This window comes from Streptomyces sp. NBC_01384 (genome assembly GCF_045040035.1).
In the GTDB taxonomy this organism is placed as follows: Bacteria; Actinomycetota; Actinomycetes; order Streptomycetales; family Streptomycetaceae; genus Streptomyces.
In genome coordinates this window covers 1830107-1851853 of the sequence record NZ_CP109559.1, presented here as the reverse complement: position 1 = coordinate 1851853, position 21747 = coordinate 1830107, and the positions used below count along the sequence as shown (strand labels likewise).

Below are 21747 nucleotides of genomic sequence, written 5' to 3'. Positions count from 1 at the left end.
ATACCTTATGGCTCTCGGCTGACCCAAGGAGGCTTTTCCGGTGGCAGACCGCACACCCCCGCTCGCCGTCGAGGAGCTGCACGCCCTCGTCGCGGCCGGCGAGATCGACACGGTCCTCCTGGCCTTCCCCGACATGCAGGGGCGGCTCCAGGGCAAGCGGTTCGCCGCGCGCTTCTTCCTCGACGAGGTCCTGGAGCACGGCACGGAGGGCTGCAACTACCTCCTCGCCGTCGACACCGAGATGAACACGGTCGACGGCTACGCCATGTCCTCGTGGGACCGGGGCTACGGCGACTTCGCCATGCACCCCGATCTCAGCACCCTACGGCGCGTCCCCTGGAACGAGGGCACCGCCCTGCTCATCGCCGACCTCGCCTGGAACGACGGCTCGCCGGTCGTGGCCGCGCCCCGCCAGATCCTGCGCCGCCAGCTCGACCGCCTCGCCGAGCTCGGCTACACCGCCCAGGTCGGCACCGAGCTCGAATTCATCGTCTTCAAGGACACCTACGAGCAGGCCTGGGACGCGGGCTACAAGGGGCTCACCCCGGCCAATCAGTACAACATCGACTACTCGGTGCTCGGGACCGGGCGCATCGAGCCCCTCCTGCGCCGCATCCGCAACGAGATGCAGGCCGCGGGGCTGACCGTCGAGTCCGCCAAGGGCGAGTGCAACCCCGGCCAGCACGAGATCGTCTTCAAGTACGACGAGGCCCTCGTCACCTGCGACCAGCACGCCATCTACAAGACCGGCGCCAAGGAGATCGCCTCCCAGGAAGGCGTCTCGCTCACCTTCATGGCGAAGTACAACGAGCGCGAGGGCAACTCCTGCCACATCCACCTCTCGCTCACGGACGCGGACGGTGCGAATGTGATGGCCGGCTCGGGGCGGGACCCGGGCGGCATGTCCGACGTCATGCGCCACTTCCTCGCCGGGCAGCTCGCCGCCCTCCGCGACTTCTCGCTCCTCTACGCGCCCCACATCAACTCGTACAAGCGCTTCCAGCCCGGTTCCTTCGCGCCGACCGCCGTCGCCTGGGGGTACGACAACCGCACCTGCTCCCTCCGCGTCGTCGGCCACGGCCGCTCGATGCGCTTCGAGAACCGGCTGCCGGGCGGTGACGTCAATCCGCACCTGGCCGTCGCCGGACTCGTCGCGGCGGGCCTGTACGGCATCGAACAGAAGCTGGAGCTGCCGGAGCCCTGCGCGGGCAACGCGTACACCGCCGAGTACGAGCATGTGCCCACCACTCTGCGTGAGGCCGCCGAACTCTGGGAGAACAGCCCCATCGCCAAGGCCGCCTTCGGTGACGAGGTGGTCGCGCACTACCGCAACATGGCACGCGTCGAGCTGGACGCCTTCGACGCCGCGGTGACCGACTGGGAGCTGCGCCGCTCCTTCGAACGCATGTGAGGCCTCTCTTGTCGCAACTGCACGAACTGGACGTCCTCGATCCGGCCACCGAGGAGGTCGTCGCCACCGTCCCGGCCGCCACCGCGCAGGACGTGGACGCCGCCGTCGTACGGGCGACGAGGGCGCAGGCCGCATGGGCCGCACTGGCCCCCGGTGACCGTGCCCGGCTGCTGCGCCGCTTCGCCGTCGCCGTCGACGACCACCTCGAAGAGCTCGCCCGCCTCGAGGTCCGCGAGGCCGGTCACACCCTCGGCAACGCCCGCTGGGAGGCGGGCAACGTCCGTGATCTGCTCGACTACGCGGCCGGGGGAGTGGAGCGGCTCACCGGCCGCCAGATCCCGGTGCCGGGCGGCCTGGACGTGACCATCCTCGAACCGCTCGGCGTCGTGGCGGTCATCGCGCCCTGGAACTTCCCGATGCCGATCGCCGCCTGGGGCACCGCCCCCGCGCTCGCGGCCGGCAACGCGGTCATCCTCAAGCCCGCCGAGACGACACCGCTGACGGCTCTGCGGCTGGCCGAACTCGCCCTGGAGGCCGGCCTCCCCGAGCACCTCTTCCAGGTACTGCCGGGCGCGGGACCCGTCGCGGGCAACGCCCTCGTCGAGCACCCGGGAGTGGCCAAAATCGTCTTCACGGGGTCAACGACCGTGGGCAAACAGGTGTTGGTGAAGGGCTCGGCCCTCCTCAAGCGCGTCACCCTCGAACTCGGCGGCAAGAGCCCCAACATCGTCTTCGCCGACGCCGACATCGAGGCCGCCGCTGCCGCCGCCCCCATGTCCTTCCTCGACAACTCCGGCCAGGACTGCTGCGCCCGCACCCGCATCCTCGTCCAGCGCTCCGCCTACGACCGCTTCCTCGGCCTCCTCGCCCCGGCGATCGAGTCCGTCGTCGTCGGCGACCCCTCCGACGAGCAGACGCAGATGGGCCCGCTGATCTCCAGGGCACAGCTGGACCGCGTACGGTCGTACGTCCCCGCCGACACCCCCGGCATCCGCGGCAAGGCCCCCGAAGGCCCCGGCTTCTGGTTCCCGCCCACCGTCCTCACCGATGTCGAGCCCCACGCGCGCGTGGCCGTCGAGGAGGTCTTCGGTCCCGTCGCCGTGGTCCTGCCCTTCGACGACGAGGCCGACGCGATCCGCCTCGCCAACGCCACCGAGTACGGCCTCTCCGGGTCCATCTGGACGCGTGACATCGGCCGGGCGCTGCGCGTCTCGGGGGCCGTCCGGGCCGGGAACCTGTCCGTCAACTCCCACTCCAGCGTCCGCTACTGGACCCCCTTCGGCGGCTTCAAGCAGTCGGGGATCGGCCGCGAACTCGGCCCGGACGCGCTCACCGCCTTCACCGAAACCAAGAACGTCTTCATCAGCACGGAGGGCCCCGCACAGTGACCGAAGCCACCGCAGGTACCGAAGCCACCGAAGGCACCGAAGGGAACATCTGCCGCCGTCTCGTCGGCCGTACCGCCGTCATCACCGGCGCCGGCAGCGGCATCGGTCTCGCCACCGCGCGCCGGCTCGCCTCCGAGGGTGCCCACGTCGTCTGCGGCGACGTCGACGACGCCCGCGGCAAGGCCGCCGCCGACGAGGTCGGCGGGATCTTCGTCAAGGTCGACGTCACCGACCCCGAGCAGGTCGAGGCGCTCTTCAAGACGGCGTACGACACCTACGGCTCCGTGGACATCGCCTTCAACAACGCGGGCATCTCGCCGCCCGACGACGACTCCATCCTGGACACCGGCCTGGAGGCCTGGAAGCGCGTCCAGGAGGTCAACCTCACCTCCGTCTATCTGTGCTGCAAGGCCGCGATCCCGTACATGCGGCGCCAGGGCAAGGGCTCCATCATCAACACCGCGTCCTTCGTGGCCCGGATGGGCGCCGCGACCTCGCAGATCTCCTACACAGCCTCCAAGGGGGGCGTGCTCGCCATGTCCCGGGAGCTGGGCGTGCAGTTCGCCCGCGAGGGCATCCGGGTCAACGCCCTGTGCCCCGGGCCGGTCAACACCCCGCTCCTTCAGGAACTGTTCGCCAAGGACCCCGAGCGGGCCGCACGCCGTCTCGTGCACATCCCGGTCGGCCGGTTCGCGGAGGCCGAGGAGATCGCCGCGGCGGTCGCCTTCCTCGCCAGCGACGACTCCTCCTTCGTGAACGCCTCCGACTTCCTGGTGGACGGCGGAATCTCGGGCGCGTACGTCACGCCCCTGTAGATCGCCCCGGTATATGCATGCCCCATGCGATATCGACCCTTTTAGTCACTTTCGCATGGACCCTTCTCGCATGGACCCTTATGGACCCTGGTCGCGGTCGCCGTCCTGGCGGCCGCGCCACCCGCCTCGTCCGACCCGCGCCCCAACTGTCCGCAATTTTCGTACGGAGGCCGGCGGTTCGATCGTGCCCGATCGGCCGGACACCGTGTTCCCGCGTTCGGGGCGCGCCCTAGAGTGCCGGGATGAGCATGACGTCGCCGCCCGGCTGGTACCGCGACCCGTCGTACCCGCTCGTCGAGCGCTGGTGGGACGGCACCGCGTGGACGGACCACCGGCGGGGGCCCGAGGCTCCTCAAGCGCACCTGGCACCGCCCGAGCCCTTCAGCGGCGGCCCCGGCCGTGCGAAGGCCGTGGCGCTCGTCGCCGCCGGAGTCGTCCTGGTCACCTCGATCGTCACCGGCGCCTTCGTGCTGGGCCGGGAGGGCGGCGCAGGCAGGGCCGCGGCGGCACGGACCACACCGTCCGACGCGCCCGCGCGGACCGCCGGCCCCTACCCCTCCGACCCGTCCGTCGTCGTGGACGAACTCAACGGCATCACGTTCCCGCTGCCCGACGGCTGGGTCCGGCCCCCGTACGTCGCCGAGGACGACGTCGTGATGACCACCCCCGGCACGTACGACTGCCCGGGCGACCCCGGCGTCTGCCGCCACGGCCGGGTCGTCTCGCGTACGGTCACGGCGAACGACGAGAAGTCCCCGAAGGCGCTCGCCGCCCGCGACATCGAGGACGCCGCGAACAGCGCGTACGACCGCGACCTCCTCGACAACCGCCCCTTCAAGGGCGTCACGTCCCACCGGCAGCTGCGCGCGGGCCCGGTCGCCGTCGCGGGCGGCATCGGGTATCTCGTGCGCTGGCGGGTGAAGACCGCGGTCGGACCCGGCGGTTACGTCGAGTCGCTGGCGTTCCCGTCCGGCGTGGGGCCACAGGCCCTGGTCATCGTCCGCTTCGCGTTCGACGCGGGCGCCGACGGGCCGCCGCTCGCCGACATGGACCGGATCACCGAGGGGATCCGGCCGGTCGGCGCACGGTGAACACGGCTCCCGGCTACAGGAAGGTGCGGCCCTCTCCGCGGTACGTCGGGACGGTCGCCGTCACCGTGTCGCCCTCGACGAGGTGCAGCGCGTCGAACCGCTCGCACAGCTCTCCGGCCTTCGCGTGCCGGAACCACACCTTGTCGCCGATGAGCAGATCGTCCGCGGGAGAGCCGAGCAGCGGCGTCTGCACCTCGCCGGGCCCCTCCTGGGGGTCGTACCGCAGCCCCTCCGGGAGGTACGGGACGGGCAGCCGGTCGACGCCCGGAGCGCCCGAGGCCGGGTAGCCGCCGCCGAGCACCGTGACGACCCCGACGCCGGGCCTGCGGACGACGGGGTGGGCGAACAGCGCGGCCGGACGCCCGCTGAACGACGTGTAGTTGTCGAACAGCCGAGGCACGTACAGCCCGGACCCCGCCGCGATCTCGGTGACCGCGTCCTCGGCGGCCGTGTGCTGCACACTGCCCGTGCCGCCGCCGTTGACGAACTCGAGGTCCGGCTCCACGGCCCGTACGGCGCGGACCACCTCGGCGCGCCGCTGCACGAGCTCCTTGCGGGCGGTGGCCTGCATGAGCCGGACCGCACGCGACCGGAAGGGCCGTCCCGCGACGGCGTCGCCGACGCCCGCGATGTGCCCCTCGTACGCCATGATCCCGACCAGCTTGAACCCGGGCCGGCGGACCACGGCGCGGGCCATCTCGGCGACCTGGGCGGGCGAGTGCAGCGGCGAGCGCAGGGCGCCGACCCGGACCCGTCCGCCGAGCAGCTTGAGGGAGGTGTCCAACTCCAGGCAGACGCGCACGACTTCGGTACCGCCCCGGCGGGCCTCGTCGATCAGACGGAGCTGGGCGGGGTCGTCGACCATGACGGTGACGGCGGCGGCCAGCTTGGGGTCGGAGGTCAGCTCGGCGTAGCCCCGGGTGTCCACGGAGGGGTAGGCGAGCAGGATGTCCTCGAAGCCGGAGCGGGCCAGCCAGATCGACTCGGCGAGGGTGAAGGACATGATCCCCGCGAAGCCGTCCCGGTCCAGGACGCGTTCGAGCAGAGCGCGGCAGCGCACGGACTTGCTCGCGACCCGGATCGGCTTTCCGCCGGCCCTGCGGACGAGATCGTCCGCATTCACGTCGAAGGCCTCCAGGTCCACGATCGCGAGAGGGGCGTCGAGGTGAGCGGTGGCCCGGTCGTAGCGGGCCCGGTCTGCGGCGCGGGCAGTCATGACCGAAGCCTGCCAGACTCCATTACCGCAGGGTAGGGGGATGTTCCGGGCAGATGCCGCGGGCCCCCGGACTGGTTCCCTCCCGGCCCACGTCAACCCGTAGAGTGACGCGCACGCAGGGAGGAACGACCTTGTCCGGGCGGGTCGTGCCCGGGATGACGGACCGTCGGTACGGGTATGCGTGCCCGTGGGGGTGAGTCGCCGAGGTGGTTCTTTCCGTACACGTGAGCGGCCCGGTGGACTCCGGGCCGGGTCGGTTGCCCGGGTACGAGGAAACGGGGGGTGCATGAGCACGGAAGCGCGCCGCGCCTCCATCCCGCCACGCCCGGCCACCCCACCCCGCCCGGCACAGCCACCCACACCGGGAGAGTCCCCCGAGGGGGCAGGATCTCCCGAGGGGACGGCGCCTTCCGCGAGGACGGCCACCCCACCGTCCCGTCCGGCGACCCCGCAGCGGCCCGAAACGCCTCCCGCGGGGGGCGCCACGGTGCCACCGCGCCCGGCGACACCGCCGCGGCCCGCGCAGTCCCCCGCACGAGGAGACGCGGTACCGCCCCGCCCGAAGCACCTGCCTTCGGGCGCCACGTGGCGGCCCCGCCCGGCAGAGCCGCCTGTGGGCGGCGAACCCTGGTCGCTGCCCTGGCCCGAGGACGTGCCCTCGACCGCCGCCCCGCAACCCCCGGCGCCCCACCGGACGGAGCCCTCCACGGCGTCCCGTCCGGCAGAACCGTCTGCCACGGGGGACGTCCCCACTCCGCGCTCGCCCCGGCCGGCACAGCAGCCTTCGGCGGGCGACGCCATGACGCCGCCGTCCGGCTCCTCCTCCGCCGCGCCGCGGCACTTGGGTGGCGAGTCCCGTACGCCGGCCACCGGAACACCACGCTCGGGCGGTGACTCCCAGGGTCCGGCGCCGTCCGGTGCCCCGGCGGAGGCGGGCCGGCGTCCGGGCGGTGACGCCCAGCGGTCGAGCGGGGTGCCGAGTCCCCGTGCGCCGCAGGGGTCCGGCGCCCCCGGCGATGCCGCGCAGCGCCCGGGCGCCGCGCCCCGCGCGCCGCGGCCCTTCCGGCTCTCGCGCGACCCGAAGCTGTCGTCCGGGTCCTCGGCCGGTACGACGTCCTCGTCGGCGCCGGGTGCCACCGGCGCCCCGGAGTCGACACACTGCGAGGCCCCGCACCCGCGCTTCCCCGGACGGCGTCCCACCCCCGCCTCGCCGCCCCCGCCCGCGGCCTCCGCGCGTTTCCCCGACACCCCGCCGGCCGCCCGGCACCCCGGCGTGCCGCACCCCACCCCGCCGCGGCGGACCCCCGTACCCGAGGACGGGATCACGGAGACGACCAGGCGGCTGCTCCCCACCCCCGTGCAGCCGCCCGCCGAACCGTCCGGCACGGGACGCCCCTTCGTGACGTTCGCGGAACCCGAGGTGTACGACGACACCACGCGGCTGCGTTCCGTCGCCGCGCGCACCCGGCCCCGGCTGGTGGCGGCCGCGGCCTGTGTCGTGCTGGGCCTCGGGCTCATCGGCGGTGCGGTGGCCGGGAGTTGGCTGACCGGGGACGGCTCGGACGACGGCGCGCGCAGTGCCTTCGCGGCGGCCGGAAGCCTGTGGCACAGCGTGCCCGTGGACCAGCTCTTCCCGCTCACCGTGCAGGGGCAGGGCGCGGGCCCCGGCGGCGCCGACCGCACCTGGACCCGTGTCGCCGTCGCCCCGGACAGCGGCTGCGCAGACGCCTTCGACCCGCTCCTGCGCAAGGCCCTCGCCCCGGTCGGCTGCCTGCGGTTGCTGCGCGCCACCTACACGGACGCGACCCACAGTCAGGTCACCACCGTGGGCCTGCTGTTCACCACTGCGGACGCGACGGCCATGACCTCCCTGAAGACCCGCTTCCAGCAGGAGGGCCTCAGCCGGCGCACCGACCTGATGCCCCGTCCGTACGCCGCCAAGGGCACCGTCGCCGCCGGGTTCGGCGACGCCCAGCGCGCGTCCTGGACGGTGTCGGTCCTCACCGACGCCCCGGTCGTCGTCTATGCGGTCTCCGGCTTCGCCGACGGCCGTATCGTCACCGCCCCGCAGGCCGCCGCGGACGCGGTGAAGCCCGGCGTGACCACGGCCCCGGCCCAGGCGGGCCTCGGCAACGACGCACAGGGCCTCGCCGACCGCATCGAACGCAGCCTGCGCAAAACCGTCGGCTCGGCCACGGAGAAGCCGTCATGACCCGCAAGGTCCCCCGCAGGGGCACCCACATGCGCACCCGCAGGGCCGGAGTCCTCAGCGTCCTGCTGGCCGCCTCCCTCGCCCTGCTCCCGTCCACCGCCGCGCACGCCGACGGCATACGTGCCCAGCAATGGGCCCTCGACGCGATGCACACCCAGCAGGCCTGGCGCACCACGAAGGGCCAGGGCATCACCGTCGCGGTCCTCGACACGGGCGTCGACGACCAGCACCCGGACCTGGCCGGCAATGTCCTCCAGGGAAAGGACATGGTCGGCTTCGGGGCACAGCGCGGTGACCGCGCCTGGGCCCGGCACGGCACCGCCATGGCGGGGATCATCGCGGGCCACGGACACGGCAGCGGCAACGGCGACGGCGTCCTGGGCATCGCCCCCGAGGCGAAGATCCTCCCTGTCCGCGTCATCCTCGAAGACGGCGACTCGGCCCGTACGAGGGCCCGCAACACCCGCGGCAACGCCCTCGCCGAGGGCATCCGCTGGGCCGCCGACCACGGCGCGGACGTCATCAACCTCTCCCTCGGCGACGACTCCAAGTCCGCCCACCCCGAGCCCGCCGAGGACGCCGCCGTCCAGTACGCCCTGAAGAAGGGCGCGGTCGTCGTCGCCTCGGCCGGCAACGGCGGCGACAAGGGCGACCACATCTCGTACCCCGCGGCCTACCCGGGCGTGATCGCGGCCACGGCCGTAGACCGCTACGGCACCCGCGCCTCGTTCTCCACCCGCCGCTGGTACGCCACCGTCAGCGCCCCCGGCGTCGACGTCGTCATCGCCGACCCGGACGACAAGTATTACGAGGGCTGGGGCACCAGCGCCGCCTCCGCCTTCGTCTCCGGCGCGGTCGCGCTCATCAAGGCGGCCCACCGGGGCCTGTCCCCGGCGCAGATCAAGAAGCTCCTGGAGGACACCGCCCGCGACGCCCCCAGCGGCGGCCGCGACGACTCCCGCGGCTTCGGCTTCATCGACCCCGCCGCCGCCATCCGGGCCGCCGGCCGCCTCAAGCCGGACGACACCCACGCGGCGGCGTACGGCCAGAAGTACTTCGGATCGGGCCCCGACGCCCCCAAGGACGACAGCCGGCCGTCCGGCTGGGCGGGCCCGGTGGCGGGCGGCGCGGGAGTGGTCCTACTGGCCGCGTCAGTGATCCTGTGGCGAGGCCGCAGGTTTTCCGGGCAGGACGTATCCAGCGAGGCCTTGTAAGAGGGGCCAGGTCGGACGCGCCCCGACAGGGGCGCGGGGCTGTGGCACATGCGGCTCCGCCGCGTGGGCGCGACCAGCCACAACTCATCCGCAGCCGGACGCACGACCCGCACCTTTACGGACCCCCGAACTCACGCCGCGCTGAACGCGGCCACCGCGGCCTTCGCCGCCGCCTCCACCACCGAAATCCCCTTCGCCTTGGTCGAGTTGCCGTCGGACAGCGTCGCCACCAGATACTCGTCCCCGTCGACAGTGACCCGCCCGATGCTGTTGATGTCCCACAGCCCGGTCGAACTGCGCGCCAGCCACCCGTTCTTCAAAGCCCACGAGGTGCCGTCGGCCACCGCCGACACCCCCCATTGCTGATCGGCGGCGATCTCGCCCATCAGCCCCTGGAGATACACCCGCGAGGCCTCGGTGAGCTCCGAGTCGTCCCCGAACACCTGCTGGAGCAGGGTCAGCTGGTCGGCCGCCGTGGTCTGCGTCAGCCCCCACAGCGCGCCGTCCCCGCCGGAGGTGCCGGTCAGTCCCAACCGCTTGTTCGCGGCGTCGAGGCCGTCCGCCTGCCCGATGACGTCCCACAGCGTGGACGCGGACGCGTTGTCGCTGTTCGTGATCATCGCGGTGGCGTACGTCTTCTCGGTCGCCGTCAGATGCCGGTCCGCGTCCTGCGCCTGGAGCAGCAGTGTCGCGAGGATGTCGACCTTGACGATGCTCGCCGTGTCGAAGGCCCCCTCGCCGTACGCGGCGCTCTCGCCGGAGCCGAGGTCGAGCACCGCGACCGACACCTCGGCGCCGTCCTCCGGGGTCACGGCCTTCATGGCCTTGGTGAGCAGCGCGTCCCGGTCCACCGAGGGCTCCGCAACAGGTTCCACCGATGTCTCCTCGCTGGGGGACGACGACGCGGCCGACGCCGAGGAGGAGGATACGAGGCCCCCGCGGTCGTGCGCCTGTGCCTTCACATACAGGGCACCTGCCGCCGTGCCGCCCACGAGGACGGCGGAAGCCACCACGGTGTAGACGAGGGTCCTGCGTCCGGAGCGGCGGGTGCGACGCCGACGAGATCTGTGAGGGGCCATCCCGCGATGCTCGGGGCCATGCCTGTGCCCGGCGTTAGACGGATGTTAGAGGCGTGTCAGCGAAAGCTGAGATTCCCGTGAAAGCAGTCACCGCCAGGTTTCCGGGGCCGCACAAGCCCAGCAGCATCCCCCCGATAGGGTCGGGGACTGTGGCGAACAAGAACATTCCCGACTCCGGCTTCCCCGACGACGACGGCTCCGCCGATCCCCGGCTGAGCGCGGCGCTCGCGGCCTGGGCCGAGGACCGCACCGCCGTAGGGCCGGTCCTGGAGGCGCTCAAGGGCGCCCGGCTCCTCGTGCCCGTCGTGGCGGTCCTGGGTGAAGTAGAGGAGGACGAGAAGGGGCTGCGGCGCGAGAAGACCAGCGACATGGCGGTGCCGACCCTGAAGGCCGGCCACCGTACGGCCCTGCCCGCCTTCACCTCCACCGAGTCGCTGGCCCGCTGGGACCCGGGGGCCCGCCCCGTCGCCGTACCCCTGCACCAGGCCCTGCAGGCCGTCGCGCACGAGAAGGCCGACACGCTCGTCCTCGACCTGGCCGGTCCCGTGCCCTACGAGCTGACCGGCTCCGCGCTGCTCGCCCTCGCCGAGGGACGGACGACCGCGGACCCGCTCGCCGATCCCGCCGTGGTCGAGGCGGTACGCGCCGCCGTGGCCGCCGAGCCCACCGTCCTGCGCGCCCACCTCGGCCCCGGTCAGGCGGACGGCACCCTCGCGCTCGTACTGGACCCGGCCGCGGCCCCGGCCGAAGCCGCCCGCGCGCTCGCCGAGCGGCTCGCCGCCGACGAAACACTGAGGGCCCGCCTGGTGCGCGGCCTCGACCTGGCACTGCTGCCGGCCGGGACGACGCCACCGGGCGAGCCCCTGTACGTACGTCAGTAGAGAACGGGGGGAACGGCCACTAGCCGTAGATCGGGCCCGTGTACTTCTCGCCCGGGCCCTGGCCCGGCTCGTCCGGGACGATCGACGCCTCGCGGAACGCCAGCTGCAGCGACTTCAGACCGTCGCGCAGCGGGGACGCGTGGAAGGAGCTGATCTCGGTCGCGCTCGCGTCGAGCAGCCCGGCCAGCGCGTGGATCAGCTTGCGCGCCTCGTCGAGGTCCTTGTACTTGTCGCCCTCCTCCGTCAGACCGAGCTTCACGGCGGCGGCGCTCATCAGGTTGACGGCGACCGTCACGAGGACCTCGACCGCGGGGACCTCGGCGATGTCGCGGGTCATGCTGTCGAAGTCGGGGTTCTGGGGAGGGGTGTCACTCATGTCCCACACGATAGGCCCCGGCACGCCGGCCCCCGTGCGCGGGAGCCGGGAGGCCGCCGGTTAGCGCGGGTCCGGGTGAGCTGCTAGCCTGGTGTAACGACCGGCCGGACGTGCCAAGAAACATGTAGCACGCTCGGCCCACAAGTGGAGGCTCCGATCTCCCACCTGACCGTCCTCCGGGATGGCGGGTCACCCGGTCAGGCGGCCACCACCGTTCCGTACGGACGGTGGAGTCGCCCGAATGCGCGCCCCGCGGTTCACCGCGGCGGTGTTCCGGTATTCCTTGGAGCCCCGCCTGTGTACCGTCCGGGGCATTTTTCATGCCCCGCGGTGGTTGGTCCACATGTCATCAGAGACATACGCGGCTGTCCGCCAGACCGCCGTGTGGTGCTACCGAGGAGGATCCATCAGCACCGAGCCCCGCATCAACGACCGGATTCGCGTTCCCGAGGTGCGACTTGTCGGTCCCAGCGGCGAGCAGGTCGGGATTGTCCCGCTTGCCAAGGCGCTGGAGCTTGCGCAGGAGTACGACCTCGACCTGGTCGAGGTGGCGGCGAGCGCGCGTCCGCCGGTCTGCAAGCTCATGGACTACGGGAAGTTCAAGTACGAGTCGGCCATGAAGGCCCGTGAGGCGCGCAAGAACCAGGCGCACACGGTCATCAAGGAAATGAAGCTCCGGCCGAAGATCGACCCGCACGACTATGACACCAAAAAGGGTCACGTCGTCCGGTTCCTCAAGCAGGGCGACAAGGTCAAGATCACGATCATGTTCCGCGGTCGCGAGCAGTCCCGGCCGGAGCTCGGCTACCGACTGCTGCAGCGTCTCGCTTCGGACGTCGAGGACCTCGGGTTCATCGAGTCGAACCCGAAGCAGGACGGCCGAAACATGATCATGGTTCTCGGTCCGCACAAGAAGAAGACCGAGGCGATGGCCGAGGCCCGAGAGGCCCAGGCAGCTCGCAAGGCAGAAGCGAAGGCCAACCCCGGTCGCTCGCAGAACGCCGCCGATGGTGAGATCGCCGACGGTGAGATCGCCGACAGCGAGACCACTGAGGCCGAGACCACTGAGGCCGAGACCGCCGAGGTCGAGACCGTCGAGGTCGAGACCGCCGAGGCTCCGGCCGAGGCCTGATCCCAGGGCGAAGGCTCCGGGGAGTCCGGGACGAGAGTCCACGGTGTCCACGGGACGTGAGTCCAGGGATGTCAATCGATACATACATGACGTTCCACTGTGCCCGGTTTAACGACCGGGCATCGGAACGCCACTGACGAGGAGAGAACGGCGCTATGCCGAAGAACAAGTCGCACAGCGGTGCCAGCAAGCGCTTCAAGGTCACCGGCTCCGGCAAGGTGCTCCGTGAGCGCGCCGGCAAGCGCCACCTGCTCGAGCACAAGTCGTCCCGTCTGACGCGTCGTCTCACCGGCAACGCCGAGATGGCCCCGGGCGACGCCAAGAAGATCAAGAAGCTTCTCGGCAAGTGATGTCGGGCGCGCACGGCGCGCCTGATCTCTGACCGGGACCCAATCGATTTCGGGCCGTGTGACGACAACCACGGCCCCGCTACAAGGAGTTAACAAGTGGCACGCGTCAAGCGGGCAGTCAACGCCCACAAGAAGCGCCGGGCGATCCTCGAGGCGGCCTCCGGCTACCGCGGTCAGCGTTCGCGCCTGTACCGCAAGGCCAAGGAGCAGGTCACCCACTCGCTGGTCTACAACTACAACGACCGCAAGAAGCGCAAGGGCGACTTCCGTCAGCTGTGGATCCAGCGCATCAACGCCGCTGCCCGCGCCAACGGCATCACGTACAACCGCTTCATCCAGGGTCTGAAGGCCGCGAACGTCGAGGTCGACCGCAAGATCCTGGCCGAGCTGGCCGTGAACGACGCCGGTGCGTTCGCCGCGCTCGTCGAGGTCGCGCAGAAGGCGCTGCCGGCGGACGTCAACGCCCCGAAGGCCGCGTGACGCTCGCGCTGGCCTGAGCCGGACATACGCTGTGGACCCGCTTGCCTCGCGGCCGGCGGGTCCCTGTGTGTTCGGCGTGTGTTCGGCATCCGCCGGACGCCGCCGTCGCGGCTGGGCGCCGCCGGGCGGGAAAGACGCTTACGGCGCCGTACGGTACGCGTGACATCTTTTGGCGCCCCCCGTCGGGGGAGGCGAAGCCCGCTCGCGGCGACGGAGGCTTCCGGCCGGGGGCGTATCGGGGTGCCCCACGGCGGAAGCCGTGGTGAGGAGGGCCCAGCCCCCACCACCCCGAGCCGAACAAGTCCGCCGCAGTCCGTAGCCCGCAGAAGCAGATGACGACGGCGGGTTCGAATCCACCCTCCGCGACCCCCTGAGGTGACCCCATGTCCGCCGCCCCCGAGCTGATCTCCCCGCGCTCGCCCCGTGTCCTGGCCGCGCGGCGGCTGGCCAGGCGGAACTTCCGGGGCAAGGAGCGGCTGTTCCTCGCCGAGGGCCCGCAGGCCGTGCGTGAGGCGGCGGCGCACCGCGTCGACGCAGCCGCCACGCTCGTCGAGCTGTTCGCGACCGTCGAGGGCGCGGAGCGCTACGCCGACATCGTCGGGGACGCCCGGGACGCCGGAGCCCGCGTACACCTCGCCGCCGAGGAGGTGATCGCCGACATCTCGACGACCGTCACCCCGCAGGGACTCGTCGGGATCTGCCGGTTCCTCGACACCCCGTTCGAGGAGATCCTCAAGGCCCGGCCCAAGCTCGTCGCCGTACTCGCGCACGTCCGCGACCCCGGGAACGCCGGCACCGTGCTGCGGTGCGCGGACGCCGCCGGCGCCGAGGCCGTCGTCCTCACCGACGCGTCCGTCGACCTGTACAACCCCAAGGCCGTACGGGCCTCGGTCGGTTCCCTCTTTCACCTGCCGGTGGCCGTCGGTGTGCCCGTGGAGACAGCCGTGCGGGGCCTCAAGGACACCGGCGTACGGATCCTCGCCGCCGACGGCGCGGGCGAGGACGACCTCGACGACGAGCTCGACAAGGGGACCATGGGCGGGCCCACCGCCTGGGTGTTCGGCAACGAGGCCTGGGGGCTCCCGGAGGAGACGCGTGCGCTGGCCGATGCCGTCGTGCGCGTACCGATTCACGGAAAGGCCGAGAGTCTGAACCTGGCGACGGCCGCCGCCGTATGTCTCTACGCGTCCGCCCGTGCACAGCGCGCCTCCGGAGGGTGCCGCTCCGTCACCGACAGCTAGTAGGGTGACGGGCTCGGGGGCCCACTGCGCCAGACGAGAGGTGGGGTACGGGGATGGGTGTCGGCACGAGCGGTGCGAAGAGCGCACTGCGCGCACGGGACGTGCGCGACACACCCGCGCCCCGGCGCGCTGATCAACACGACGACGATCAACCAGGGGCCGATCCCGGAGCCGAAGCGGGAGCCGAACTCGGTATCGGCCCCGATGATCTGCCCGACGGCCTGGTCGTCGCCGACGAGCACGGCCGGGTGATCTGCTTCAACGCCGCCGCCGCCCGCATCACCGCCGTCCCCGCCGCCGCAGCGCTCGGACGGCAACTGGACTCGGCCCTCCCTTTGGAGGACCTCGAAGGCCGCCGCTGGTGGCAGCTGACCGACCCGTACGGCGGCCTCGCGATCCGCGTCGGACAGCCCGAGCGGAATCTGCTGCTGCCCGGGGGACGGGAGGTGCTCGTCTCCGCGCGGTACGTGCGCACCGCGCCCACCGGGCCCGTCCGCCGTGTCGTCGTCTCGCTGCGCGACACCGAGGCGCGCCGCCGCACCGAGCGCAGCCACGCCGAGCTGATCGCCACGGTCGCCCACGAACTGCGCTCCCCGCTCACCTCGGTCAAGGGCTTCACGGCCACTCTGCTCGCCAAATGGGAACGCTTCACCGACGACCAGAAGAAGCTCATGCTGGAGACCGTCGACGCCGACGCCGACCGGGTCACCCGGCTCATCGCCGAGCTCCTCGACATCTCCCGCATCGACTCCGGCCGCCTCGAAGTGCGCCGTCAGCCCGTCGACATCGGCGCGGCCGTCGGCCGCCACATCCAGGCGTACGTGGCCTCGGGCCAGCCCGCCGACCGCTTCCTGCTGCGCATCGAACAACCCCTGCCCCCGCTCTGGGCCGACCCGGACAAGATCGACCAGGTGCTCAGCAACCTGCTCGAAAATGCGGTGCGGCACGGCGAGGGAACCGTCACGATCGACGTCACGCCCTCGGCGTCCCCGCGTGAGCGGGAAGACGGTGAGGGCGTTGTGAACGCTGCCACGTCGGTCACCGTGAGCGACGAGGGCACCGGCATCCCGGAGGAGTCCATGAACCGCGTCTTCACCCGCTTCTGGCGGGGCAGCAAGCGCGGCGGCACGGGCCTCGGGCTGTACATCGTCAAGGGCATCGTCGAAGCCCACGGCGGCACCATCACGGTCGGCCGCGCCCACGGCGGCGGCGCCGAATTCCGATTTACGTTGCCCGTGGGCACCCCGGCGTACCTGCTGTAACGCCGAAGAGGTCCCACGGGCGCATGCGCACACCCTGTGGGCTTCTCCCGGACGCCCAGTCCGAGAGAAGCCCGCGCCCCCGTTAGACTCGGCCTTTGGCACCTTTGCGTCCTCATCCTCATCTGTGGACGATTCGTCTCCGAGTCGGGACGGGGACCATCCGCCAGCAACCGGAAGCACGGGAAGAGATGTCGGCACCGAATAAGTCGTACGACCCTGTAGAGGTCGAGGCCTTGAAACCGGAAGAGATCGAGCGCATGCGGGACGAGGCGCTCGCCGCCTTCGCCGCCGCCGGTGACCTCGACGCGCTCCAGGAGGCCAAGGTCGCCCACACCGGCGGCACCTCGCCGCTGGCCCTCGCCAACCGCGAGATCGGCGCCCTGCCCCCGCACGCCAAGGCCGCCGCCGGCAAGCTGGTCGGCCAGGCCCGGGGCGCGGTGAACAAGGCCCTCACCGCCCGCCAGGTCGAGCTGGAGGCCGATCGCGACGCCCGGGTGCTGGTCGAGGAGGCGGTGGACGTCACGCTGCCGTACGACCGCGTACCGGCCGGCGCCCGCCACCCGCTGACCACCATGATGGAGCGCGTCGCCGACGTCTTCGTGTCCATGGGATACGAGATCGCCGAGGGCCCCGAGGTCGAGGCGGAGTGGTTCAACTTCGACGCCCTGAACTTCACGCCCGACCACCCGGCCCGGCAGATGCAGGACACCTTCTTCGTCGAGGGCCCGAAGGGCGACCACGGCGAGTCCGGTGTCGTGCTGCGCACCCACACCTCGCCCGTGCAGGCCCGCGCCATGCTCGACCGCGAGCCCCCGGTCTACGTAGTCTGCCCCGGCCGGGTGTTCCGCACGGACGAGCTGGACGCCACGCACACCCCGGTCTTCCACCAGATCGAGCTCCTCGCCGTCGACGAGGGCCTGACCATGGCCGACCTCAAGGGCACCCTCGACCACATGGTCCAGTCGCTCTTCGGCGCCGACATGAAGACCCGGCTGCGTCCGAACTACTTCCCCTTCACCGAGCCGTCCGCCGAGATGGACATGCTCTGCTACGTCTGCAAGGGCGAGTCCGTCGGCAACCCCGACCGCCCCTGCCGGACCTGCTCCAGCGAGGGCTGGATCGAGCTGGGCGGCTGCGGCATGGTCAACCCGCGGGTGCTGGTCGCCTGCGGCGTGGACCCGGAGAAGTACAGCGGATTCGCCTTCGGGTTCGGCATCGAGCGGATGCTGATGTTCCGCCACAACGTCGAAGACATGCGAGACATGGTCGAGGGTGACGTCCGGTTCACCCGGCCGTTCGGGATGGAGATCTGATGCGGGTCCCGCTTTCTTGGCTGCGGGAGTACGTCGACCTGCCGGCGACGGAGACCGGCCGCGACGTCCAGGCCAAGCTCATTTCCGCCGGTCTCGAGGTCGAGACCGTCGAGCAGCTCGGCGCCGGCCTCAAGGGCCCCCTCGTCGTCGGCCAGGTGCTGACCATCGAGGAGCTGACGGAGTTCAAGAAGCCCATCCGCTTCTGCACCGTCGACGTCGGCACCGCCAACGGCACCGGTGAGCCCCAGGAGATCGTCTGCGGCGCCCGCAACTTCGCCGTCGGCGACAAGGTCGTCGTGGTCCTGCCCGGCGCCGTCCTGCCCGGCAACTTCGCGATCGCCGCGCGCAAGACGTACGGCAAGACCTCGCACGGCATGATCTGCTCCGGCGACGAGCTGGGCATGGGCGACGACGGTTCGCACGGCATCATCGTGCTGCCGCCCGAGCACGAGGTCGGCACCGACGCCATCGAGCTGCTCCAGCTCGTCGACGAGGTCCTGGACATCGCCGTCACGCCCGACCGCGGCTACGCCCTGTCGATGCGCGGCGTGGCCCGCGAGGCCGCCATCGCGTACGGCCTGCCGCTGCGCGACCCCGCGCTGCTCGACGTGCCCGGCCCGAACGCGTTCGGCTACCCGGTGCAGGTCTTGGACCCGATGGGCTGCGACCGCTTCACCGCGCGTACGGTGACCGGTCTCGACCCCGAGGCGCACTCCCCGATCTGGCTGCGGCGACGCCTGCAGAAGGCGGGCATGCGCCCGATCTCGCTCGCCGTCGACATCACCAACTACGTGATGCTGGAGCTCGGCCAGCCGCTGCACGCGTACGACCGCACCCGTGTCCAGGGCGCGATCGGCGTGCGCCGGGCCGAGCAGGGCGAGAAGCTCACCACCCTCGACGGCGTCACGCGCACGCTGGACGCCGAGGACCTGGTGATCACCGACGAGCGCGGCCCCATCGGCCTCGCGGGCGTCATGGGCGGCGCCCACACGGAGATCGACGACACCGAGGGCACCACCACCGAGGTCGTCGTCGAGGCCGCGCACTTCGACGCGCTCTCCATCGCCCGCACCGCCCGCCGCCACAAGCTGGCCTCCGAGGCGTCCAAGCGCTTCGAGCGCGGTGTCGACCCGCAGGCCGCGTCCGCCGCCGCCCAGCGCACGGTCGACCTGCTGGTCCTCCTCGCCGGAGGCACCGCCGACGCCGGGGTCACCGAGGTCATCGCGCCCTCCGCGCCGCACACCATCACCATCCCGGCGAACCACCCGGACAAGGTGGCCGGTGTCGACTACGGCCGCGAGACCGTCGTACGCCGCCTCCAGCAGGTCGGCTGCGACGTCTACGGGCAGGACGAGCTGATCGTCACCGTGCCGTCCTGGCGGCCCGACCTGACCGACCCGAACGACCTGGCCGAAGAGGTCATCCGTCTGGAGGGCTTCGAGAACCTGCCCTCCACGCTGCCCAAGCTCCCGGCGGGCCTGGGCCTGACCGACCGGCAGCGGCTGCAGCGCCGGATCGGCCGCGCGCTGGCCGGCGCCGGATACGTCGAGGCGCTGAACTACCCGTTCATCGGCGAGCACGTCTTCGACCAGCTCGGCCTTGCCGCCGACGACCCGAAGCGCAAGGTCGTCAAGCTGGTCAACCCGCTCTCCGACGAGGAGCCCGCGCTCCGTACGACGCTGCTGCCGGGCCTGCTCCACGCCCTGCGCCGCAACGACGGCCGCGGCAGCCACGACCTGGCGCTCTTCGAGACCGGCCTGGTCTTCCAGCCGCAGGACGAACTGCGCGTCGCGGGCCGCCTGTCCGTCGACCGCCGTCCCACCGACGAGGAGATCGCCTCCCTCACGGCCGCGCTGCCCGTCCAGCCCCGGCACGCCGCCGTCGTCCTCGCGGGCGCCCGTGAGCAGGCCGGCTGGTGGGGCAAGGGCCGCCCGGCCGACTGGGCCGACGCGATCGAGGCCGCGCGCTCGCTGGCCCGCGAGGCGGGGACCGAGCTCCTCGTCCGCTCCGGCCAGTACGGGCCGTGGCACCCGGGCCGTTGCGCCGAGCTCGCCGTCGTCGTCGACAGCGCGGAGCAGGTCATCGGGTACGCCGGTGAGCTGCACCCCGGCGTCCTGAAGACCCTGGGTCTGCCCGCGCGCACCTGCGCGATGGAACTCGACCTGGAGGCGCTGGAGCAGGCGAGCGGGGGCCTCCCCAAGGGCCCGAAGGTCTCGACCTTCCCGGTCGCCACTCAGGACGTGGCCCTGGTCGTCGACAAGACCGTCCCGCACGTGGACGTCGAGGCGGCGCTGCGCGAGGGCGCGGGTGAACTCCTGGAGTCCATCCGCCTGTTCGACGTCTACGAGAGCGGCGAGCAGCTCGGCGAGGGCAAGAAGTCCCTGGCGTACGCGCTGCGGTTCCGTGCCGCCGACCGCACGCTGACCGTCGACGAGGCCTCCGCGGCGCGTGACGCGGCGGTGGCGCTCGCCGCTGGGCGCACGGGGGCGATGTTGCGGAGCTAGCTCCGTTGGAAGTGCCGGGGAACTGCGGGTTGTCCTTCGGCCGCGCGTATGTCGTGGCTGGGCGCGCAGTTCCCCGCGCCCCTTTGGGGCCCGCTTCCCCCGGCCGACCTGCATAAATGCGGGTGTCCGGAGCTGTGTCACTCATTCGGGTGGCAAGTTGGGGCGATCTGGCCCGATCGGGGCATGCGGTCGACAGAATCGGACCGGCCTCTCGAAGGTCATCTGCGCTGTCAGGGCCTATTGGGGGGCCAATCGGCATGATCCGTATCAAGGCTGGGGTTCCCCGTGAGGGGACGCCCCGGACGAATGCGCGGGGGCCGGCCAGGGCGGGTCTCCTGGCGCGACGCCGGGGGAGCGGTCCCCGGGCGGGGCTCGACCGGACGGTGCGCCGGGCCGAGCGGTGGCCCCTGCGGCGGGCACTGAGCCTGGGACTGCCCACCGCTTGGGGTGCGATCGCCATCACGTTCAAAATGACCTGCCCGCTCGCCCAGCGGGACGGGCTCGAGGCGCGGATCGTCACCAGCGCGGTCTTCTTCGCCGTCGGCACGGGGCTGATCCTCCATGTCAGACGGACGCTGCTGCGGGAGCTGAGGCAGATCCGCAAGGTCGCGGGCGCCGCCCAGAGCGTGCTGCTGCGCCCGCTGCCCCCGCGCATCGACGGGCTGAACGTCGCCGCGGCCCAGCTCTCCGCGGACCGCGACGCGAACATCGGCGGCGATCTGTACGAGGTGATCGCCACCGAGCACGGTGTACGGATCGTCATGGGGGACGTCCGCGGGCACGGCCTCGGCGCCATCGGAACCGTCGCCGCCGTCCTCGGCAGCTTCCGCGAGGCCGTCCACGACGAGCCCGAACTCGGCAGTGTGCTCCGGCGGCTGGAGCGCGCTCTGGCCCGGCACCTGCGCGAGCGGGCGCGCGCCGAGCATCCCTCGGCCGGCCTGGACCCGGACAGCCCGGTCGCCGAGGAGTTCGTCACCGTACTGCTCCTGGAGATCCGCCGCGACGGCGAGGTGTACGCCCTGAACTGCGGTCATCCGTGGCCGTATCTGCTCAAGCCCGGCCGCGTCGAACCCCTCGCCGACGCCGAACCGCTGCCTCCGCTCGGCCCGTTCCCGCTCCCGGCCGACCTGGCGGCCGCCCGTTGCGGTCAACTCCTCCCCGGCGAGGCGTTGTTCCTGCACACCGACGGAGTGGAGGACGCGCGCGACGGACAAGGCCGCTTCTTCCCGCTCCCGGCCACGCTCGGCAAAGCCGTCCGTTTCCCGTCGTTCTCACCCCAGTCCGTCCTGCGCACCGTCCTCACCGACCTCCTCAGCCACAGCGGCGGAAGACCGGCGGACGACGTGGCGGTACTGGTCCTCCGCAATGACCGCAGCCGAGTCCCGCTTCAGCAGAGTCACTCCGTAGCTCGTCACGTGCCCCGTTAGGGGCGCGGGGCTGTGGCATTATGCGGCTCCGCCGCGTGGGCGCGACCAGCCACAACGCATCCACAGTCGACGCGAAACCCGCGGTTGCCCCGCGCAACCCGCGGAGCGCGCCGTCCGCCCCGCCACGGAGTGTCGGGCAGGCAGCCGGGCGGACGGCGCGGAATCGGGCCGCCGCACTGTACGAGGGGGAGCCGGCGGCCCGGCCGGCCTCTTGCGAGGCATTTCAGTCAACCGGCCAGAAACGCTCCGCGACAGCGCGCACACAGTGCGGATATGGGCATTCCGTTCACACCCCGTGTGAAGGGGCACCCACAAGCAAGACGGGCGGATTACTCTGACCACACTGTCGCCACCG

At 71.9% G+C, this 21747-nt stretch carries 18 protein-coding genes; 15 read left to right on the top strand and 3 right to left on the bottom strand.

The features are described from left to right. Positions 1-40 precede the first annotated feature (40 nt). From OG747_RS08300 to OG747_RS08285, 4 genes are all read left to right on the top strand, one after another. On the top strand, positions 41-1411 hold the full coding sequence (locus tag OG747_RS08300) for a glutamine synthetase family protein (protein ID WP_405878628.1): 1371 nt from the start codon (positions 41-43) through the stop codon (positions 1409-1411). Positions 1412-1419: 8 nt separating this feature from the next. Beyond that, positions 1420-2799, top strand: coding sequence for an aldehyde dehydrogenase family protein (locus tag OG747_RS08295; RefSeq protein WP_405878627.1), 1380 nt, complete (start codon positions 1420-1422; stop codon positions 2797-2799). Further along, a complete protein-coding gene (locus OG747_RS08290) occupies positions 2796-3614 on the top strand; it encodes a 3-oxoacyl-ACP reductase (RefSeq protein WP_405878626.1) in 819 nt (272 codons plus the stop codon). Before OG747_RS08295 ends, OG747_RS08290 begins: the two co-directional genes overlap by 4 nt. Positions 3615-3856: 242 nt before the next feature. Then, the gene (locus OG747_RS08285; RefSeq protein WP_405878625.1) at positions 3857-4705 is read left to right on the top strand and encodes a DUF2510 domain-containing protein; all 849 of its coding nucleotides are present in this window, start codon (positions 3857-3859) and stop codon (positions 4703-4705) included. A 13-nt stretch (positions 4706-4718) separates the two neighbouring features. Here the strand turns inward: OG747_RS08285 and OG747_RS08280 are convergent, their stop codons facing one another. Beyond that, positions 4719-5921, bottom strand: coding sequence for an amino acid deaminase/aldolase (locus OG747_RS08280; RefSeq protein WP_405878624.1), 1203 nt, complete (start codon positions 5919-5921; stop codon positions 4719-4721). 799 nt (positions 5922-6720) lie between these two features. Between OG747_RS08280 and OG747_RS08275 the strand changes: the two genes are divergently transcribed. Continuing rightward, positions 6721-8133: a hypothetical protein gene (locus tag OG747_RS08275; protein WP_405878623.1), complete on the top strand. Its 1413-nt coding sequence runs from the start codon at positions 6721-6723 to the stop codon at positions 8131-8133. Further along, positions 8130-9347 (top strand): type VII secretion-associated serine protease mycosin, encoded by a 1218-nt coding sequence (gene mycP / locus OG747_RS08270; RefSeq protein ID WP_405878622.1) that lies wholly within the window; start codon positions 8130-8132, stop codon positions 9345-9347. Before OG747_RS08275 ends, mycP begins: the two co-directional genes overlap by 4 nt. 131 nt (positions 9348-9478) lie before the next feature. Here the strand turns inward: mycP and OG747_RS08265 are convergent, their stop codons facing one another. Next, entirely contained in the window at positions 9479-10426 is a 948-nt protein-coding gene (locus OG747_RS08265) for a serine hydrolase (RefSeq protein ID WP_405878621.1), read from the bottom strand. Between the two features lie 149 nt (positions 10427-10575). Between OG747_RS08265 and OG747_RS08260 the strand changes: the two genes are divergently transcribed. Continuing rightward, positions 10576-11307, top strand: coding sequence for an SseB family protein (locus tag OG747_RS08260; protein ID WP_405878620.1), 732 nt, complete (start codon positions 10576-10578; stop codon positions 11305-11307). A gap of 19 nt (positions 11308-11326) precedes the next feature. On the opposite strand, the gene OG747_RS08255 is transcribed toward OG747_RS08260, so the two are convergent. Next, positions 11327-11683 carry a DUF1844 domain-containing protein gene (locus tag OG747_RS08255; protein ID WP_054236133.1) on the bottom strand — a complete coding sequence of 119 codons (357 nt, stop codon included), beginning with the start codon at positions 11681-11683 and terminating at the stop codon, positions 11327-11329. Between the two features lie 382 nt (positions 11684-12065). On the opposite strand from OG747_RS08255, the gene infC reads away from it, so the two are divergent. The 8 genes from infC (at position 12066) to OG747_RS08215 (ending at position 21392) form a co-directional block, all read left to right on the top strand. Then, complete coding sequence (gene infC / locus OG747_RS08250; protein ID WP_405885478.1) at positions 12066-12815, top strand: translation initiation factor IF-3; 750 nt, start codon at positions 12066-12068, stop codon at positions 12813-12815. Positions 12816-12970: 155 nt separating this feature from the next. After that, positions 12971-13165: a 50S ribosomal protein L35 gene (gene rpmI, locus OG747_RS08245; protein WP_007829094.1), complete on the top strand. Its 195-nt coding sequence runs from the start codon at positions 12971-12973 to the stop codon at positions 13163-13165. A gap of 96 nt (positions 13166-13261) precedes the next feature. After that, positions 13262-13645, top strand: a complete 384-nt coding sequence (gene rplT, locus OG747_RS08240) for a 50S ribosomal protein L20 (protein WP_018549117.1) — start codon at positions 13262-13264, stop codon at positions 13643-13645. A gap of 383 nt (positions 13646-14028) precedes the next feature. Continuing rightward, positions 14029-14886 carry a TrmH family RNA methyltransferase gene (locus tag OG747_RS08235; RefSeq protein WP_405878619.1) on the top strand — a complete coding sequence of 286 codons (858 nt, stop codon included), beginning with the start codon at positions 14029-14031 and terminating at the stop codon, positions 14884-14886. Between the two features lie 53 nt (positions 14887-14939). Then, positions 14940-16148 (top strand): ATP-binding protein, encoded by a 1209-nt coding sequence (locus OG747_RS08230; RefSeq protein WP_405878618.1) that lies wholly within the window; start codon positions 14940-14942, stop codon positions 16146-16148. Between the two features lie 188 nt (positions 16149-16336). After that, positions 16337-17461, top strand: coding sequence for a phenylalanine--tRNA ligase subunit alpha (gene pheS / locus OG747_RS08225; protein ID WP_405878617.1), 1125 nt, complete (start codon positions 16337-16339; stop codon positions 17459-17461). Next, positions 17461-19965, top strand: coding sequence for a phenylalanine--tRNA ligase subunit beta (pheT, locus tag OG747_RS08220; protein ID WP_405878616.1), 2505 nt, complete (start codon positions 17461-17463; stop codon positions 19963-19965). Before pheS ends, pheT begins: the two co-directional genes overlap by 1 nt. 470 nt (positions 19966-20435) lie before the next feature. Continuing rightward, complete coding sequence (locus OG747_RS08215) at positions 20436-21392, top strand: PP2C family protein-serine/threonine phosphatase (protein WP_405878615.1); 957 nt, start codon at positions 20436-20438, stop codon at positions 21390-21392. The last annotated feature ends 355 nt before the right edge of the window (positions 21393-21747 follow it).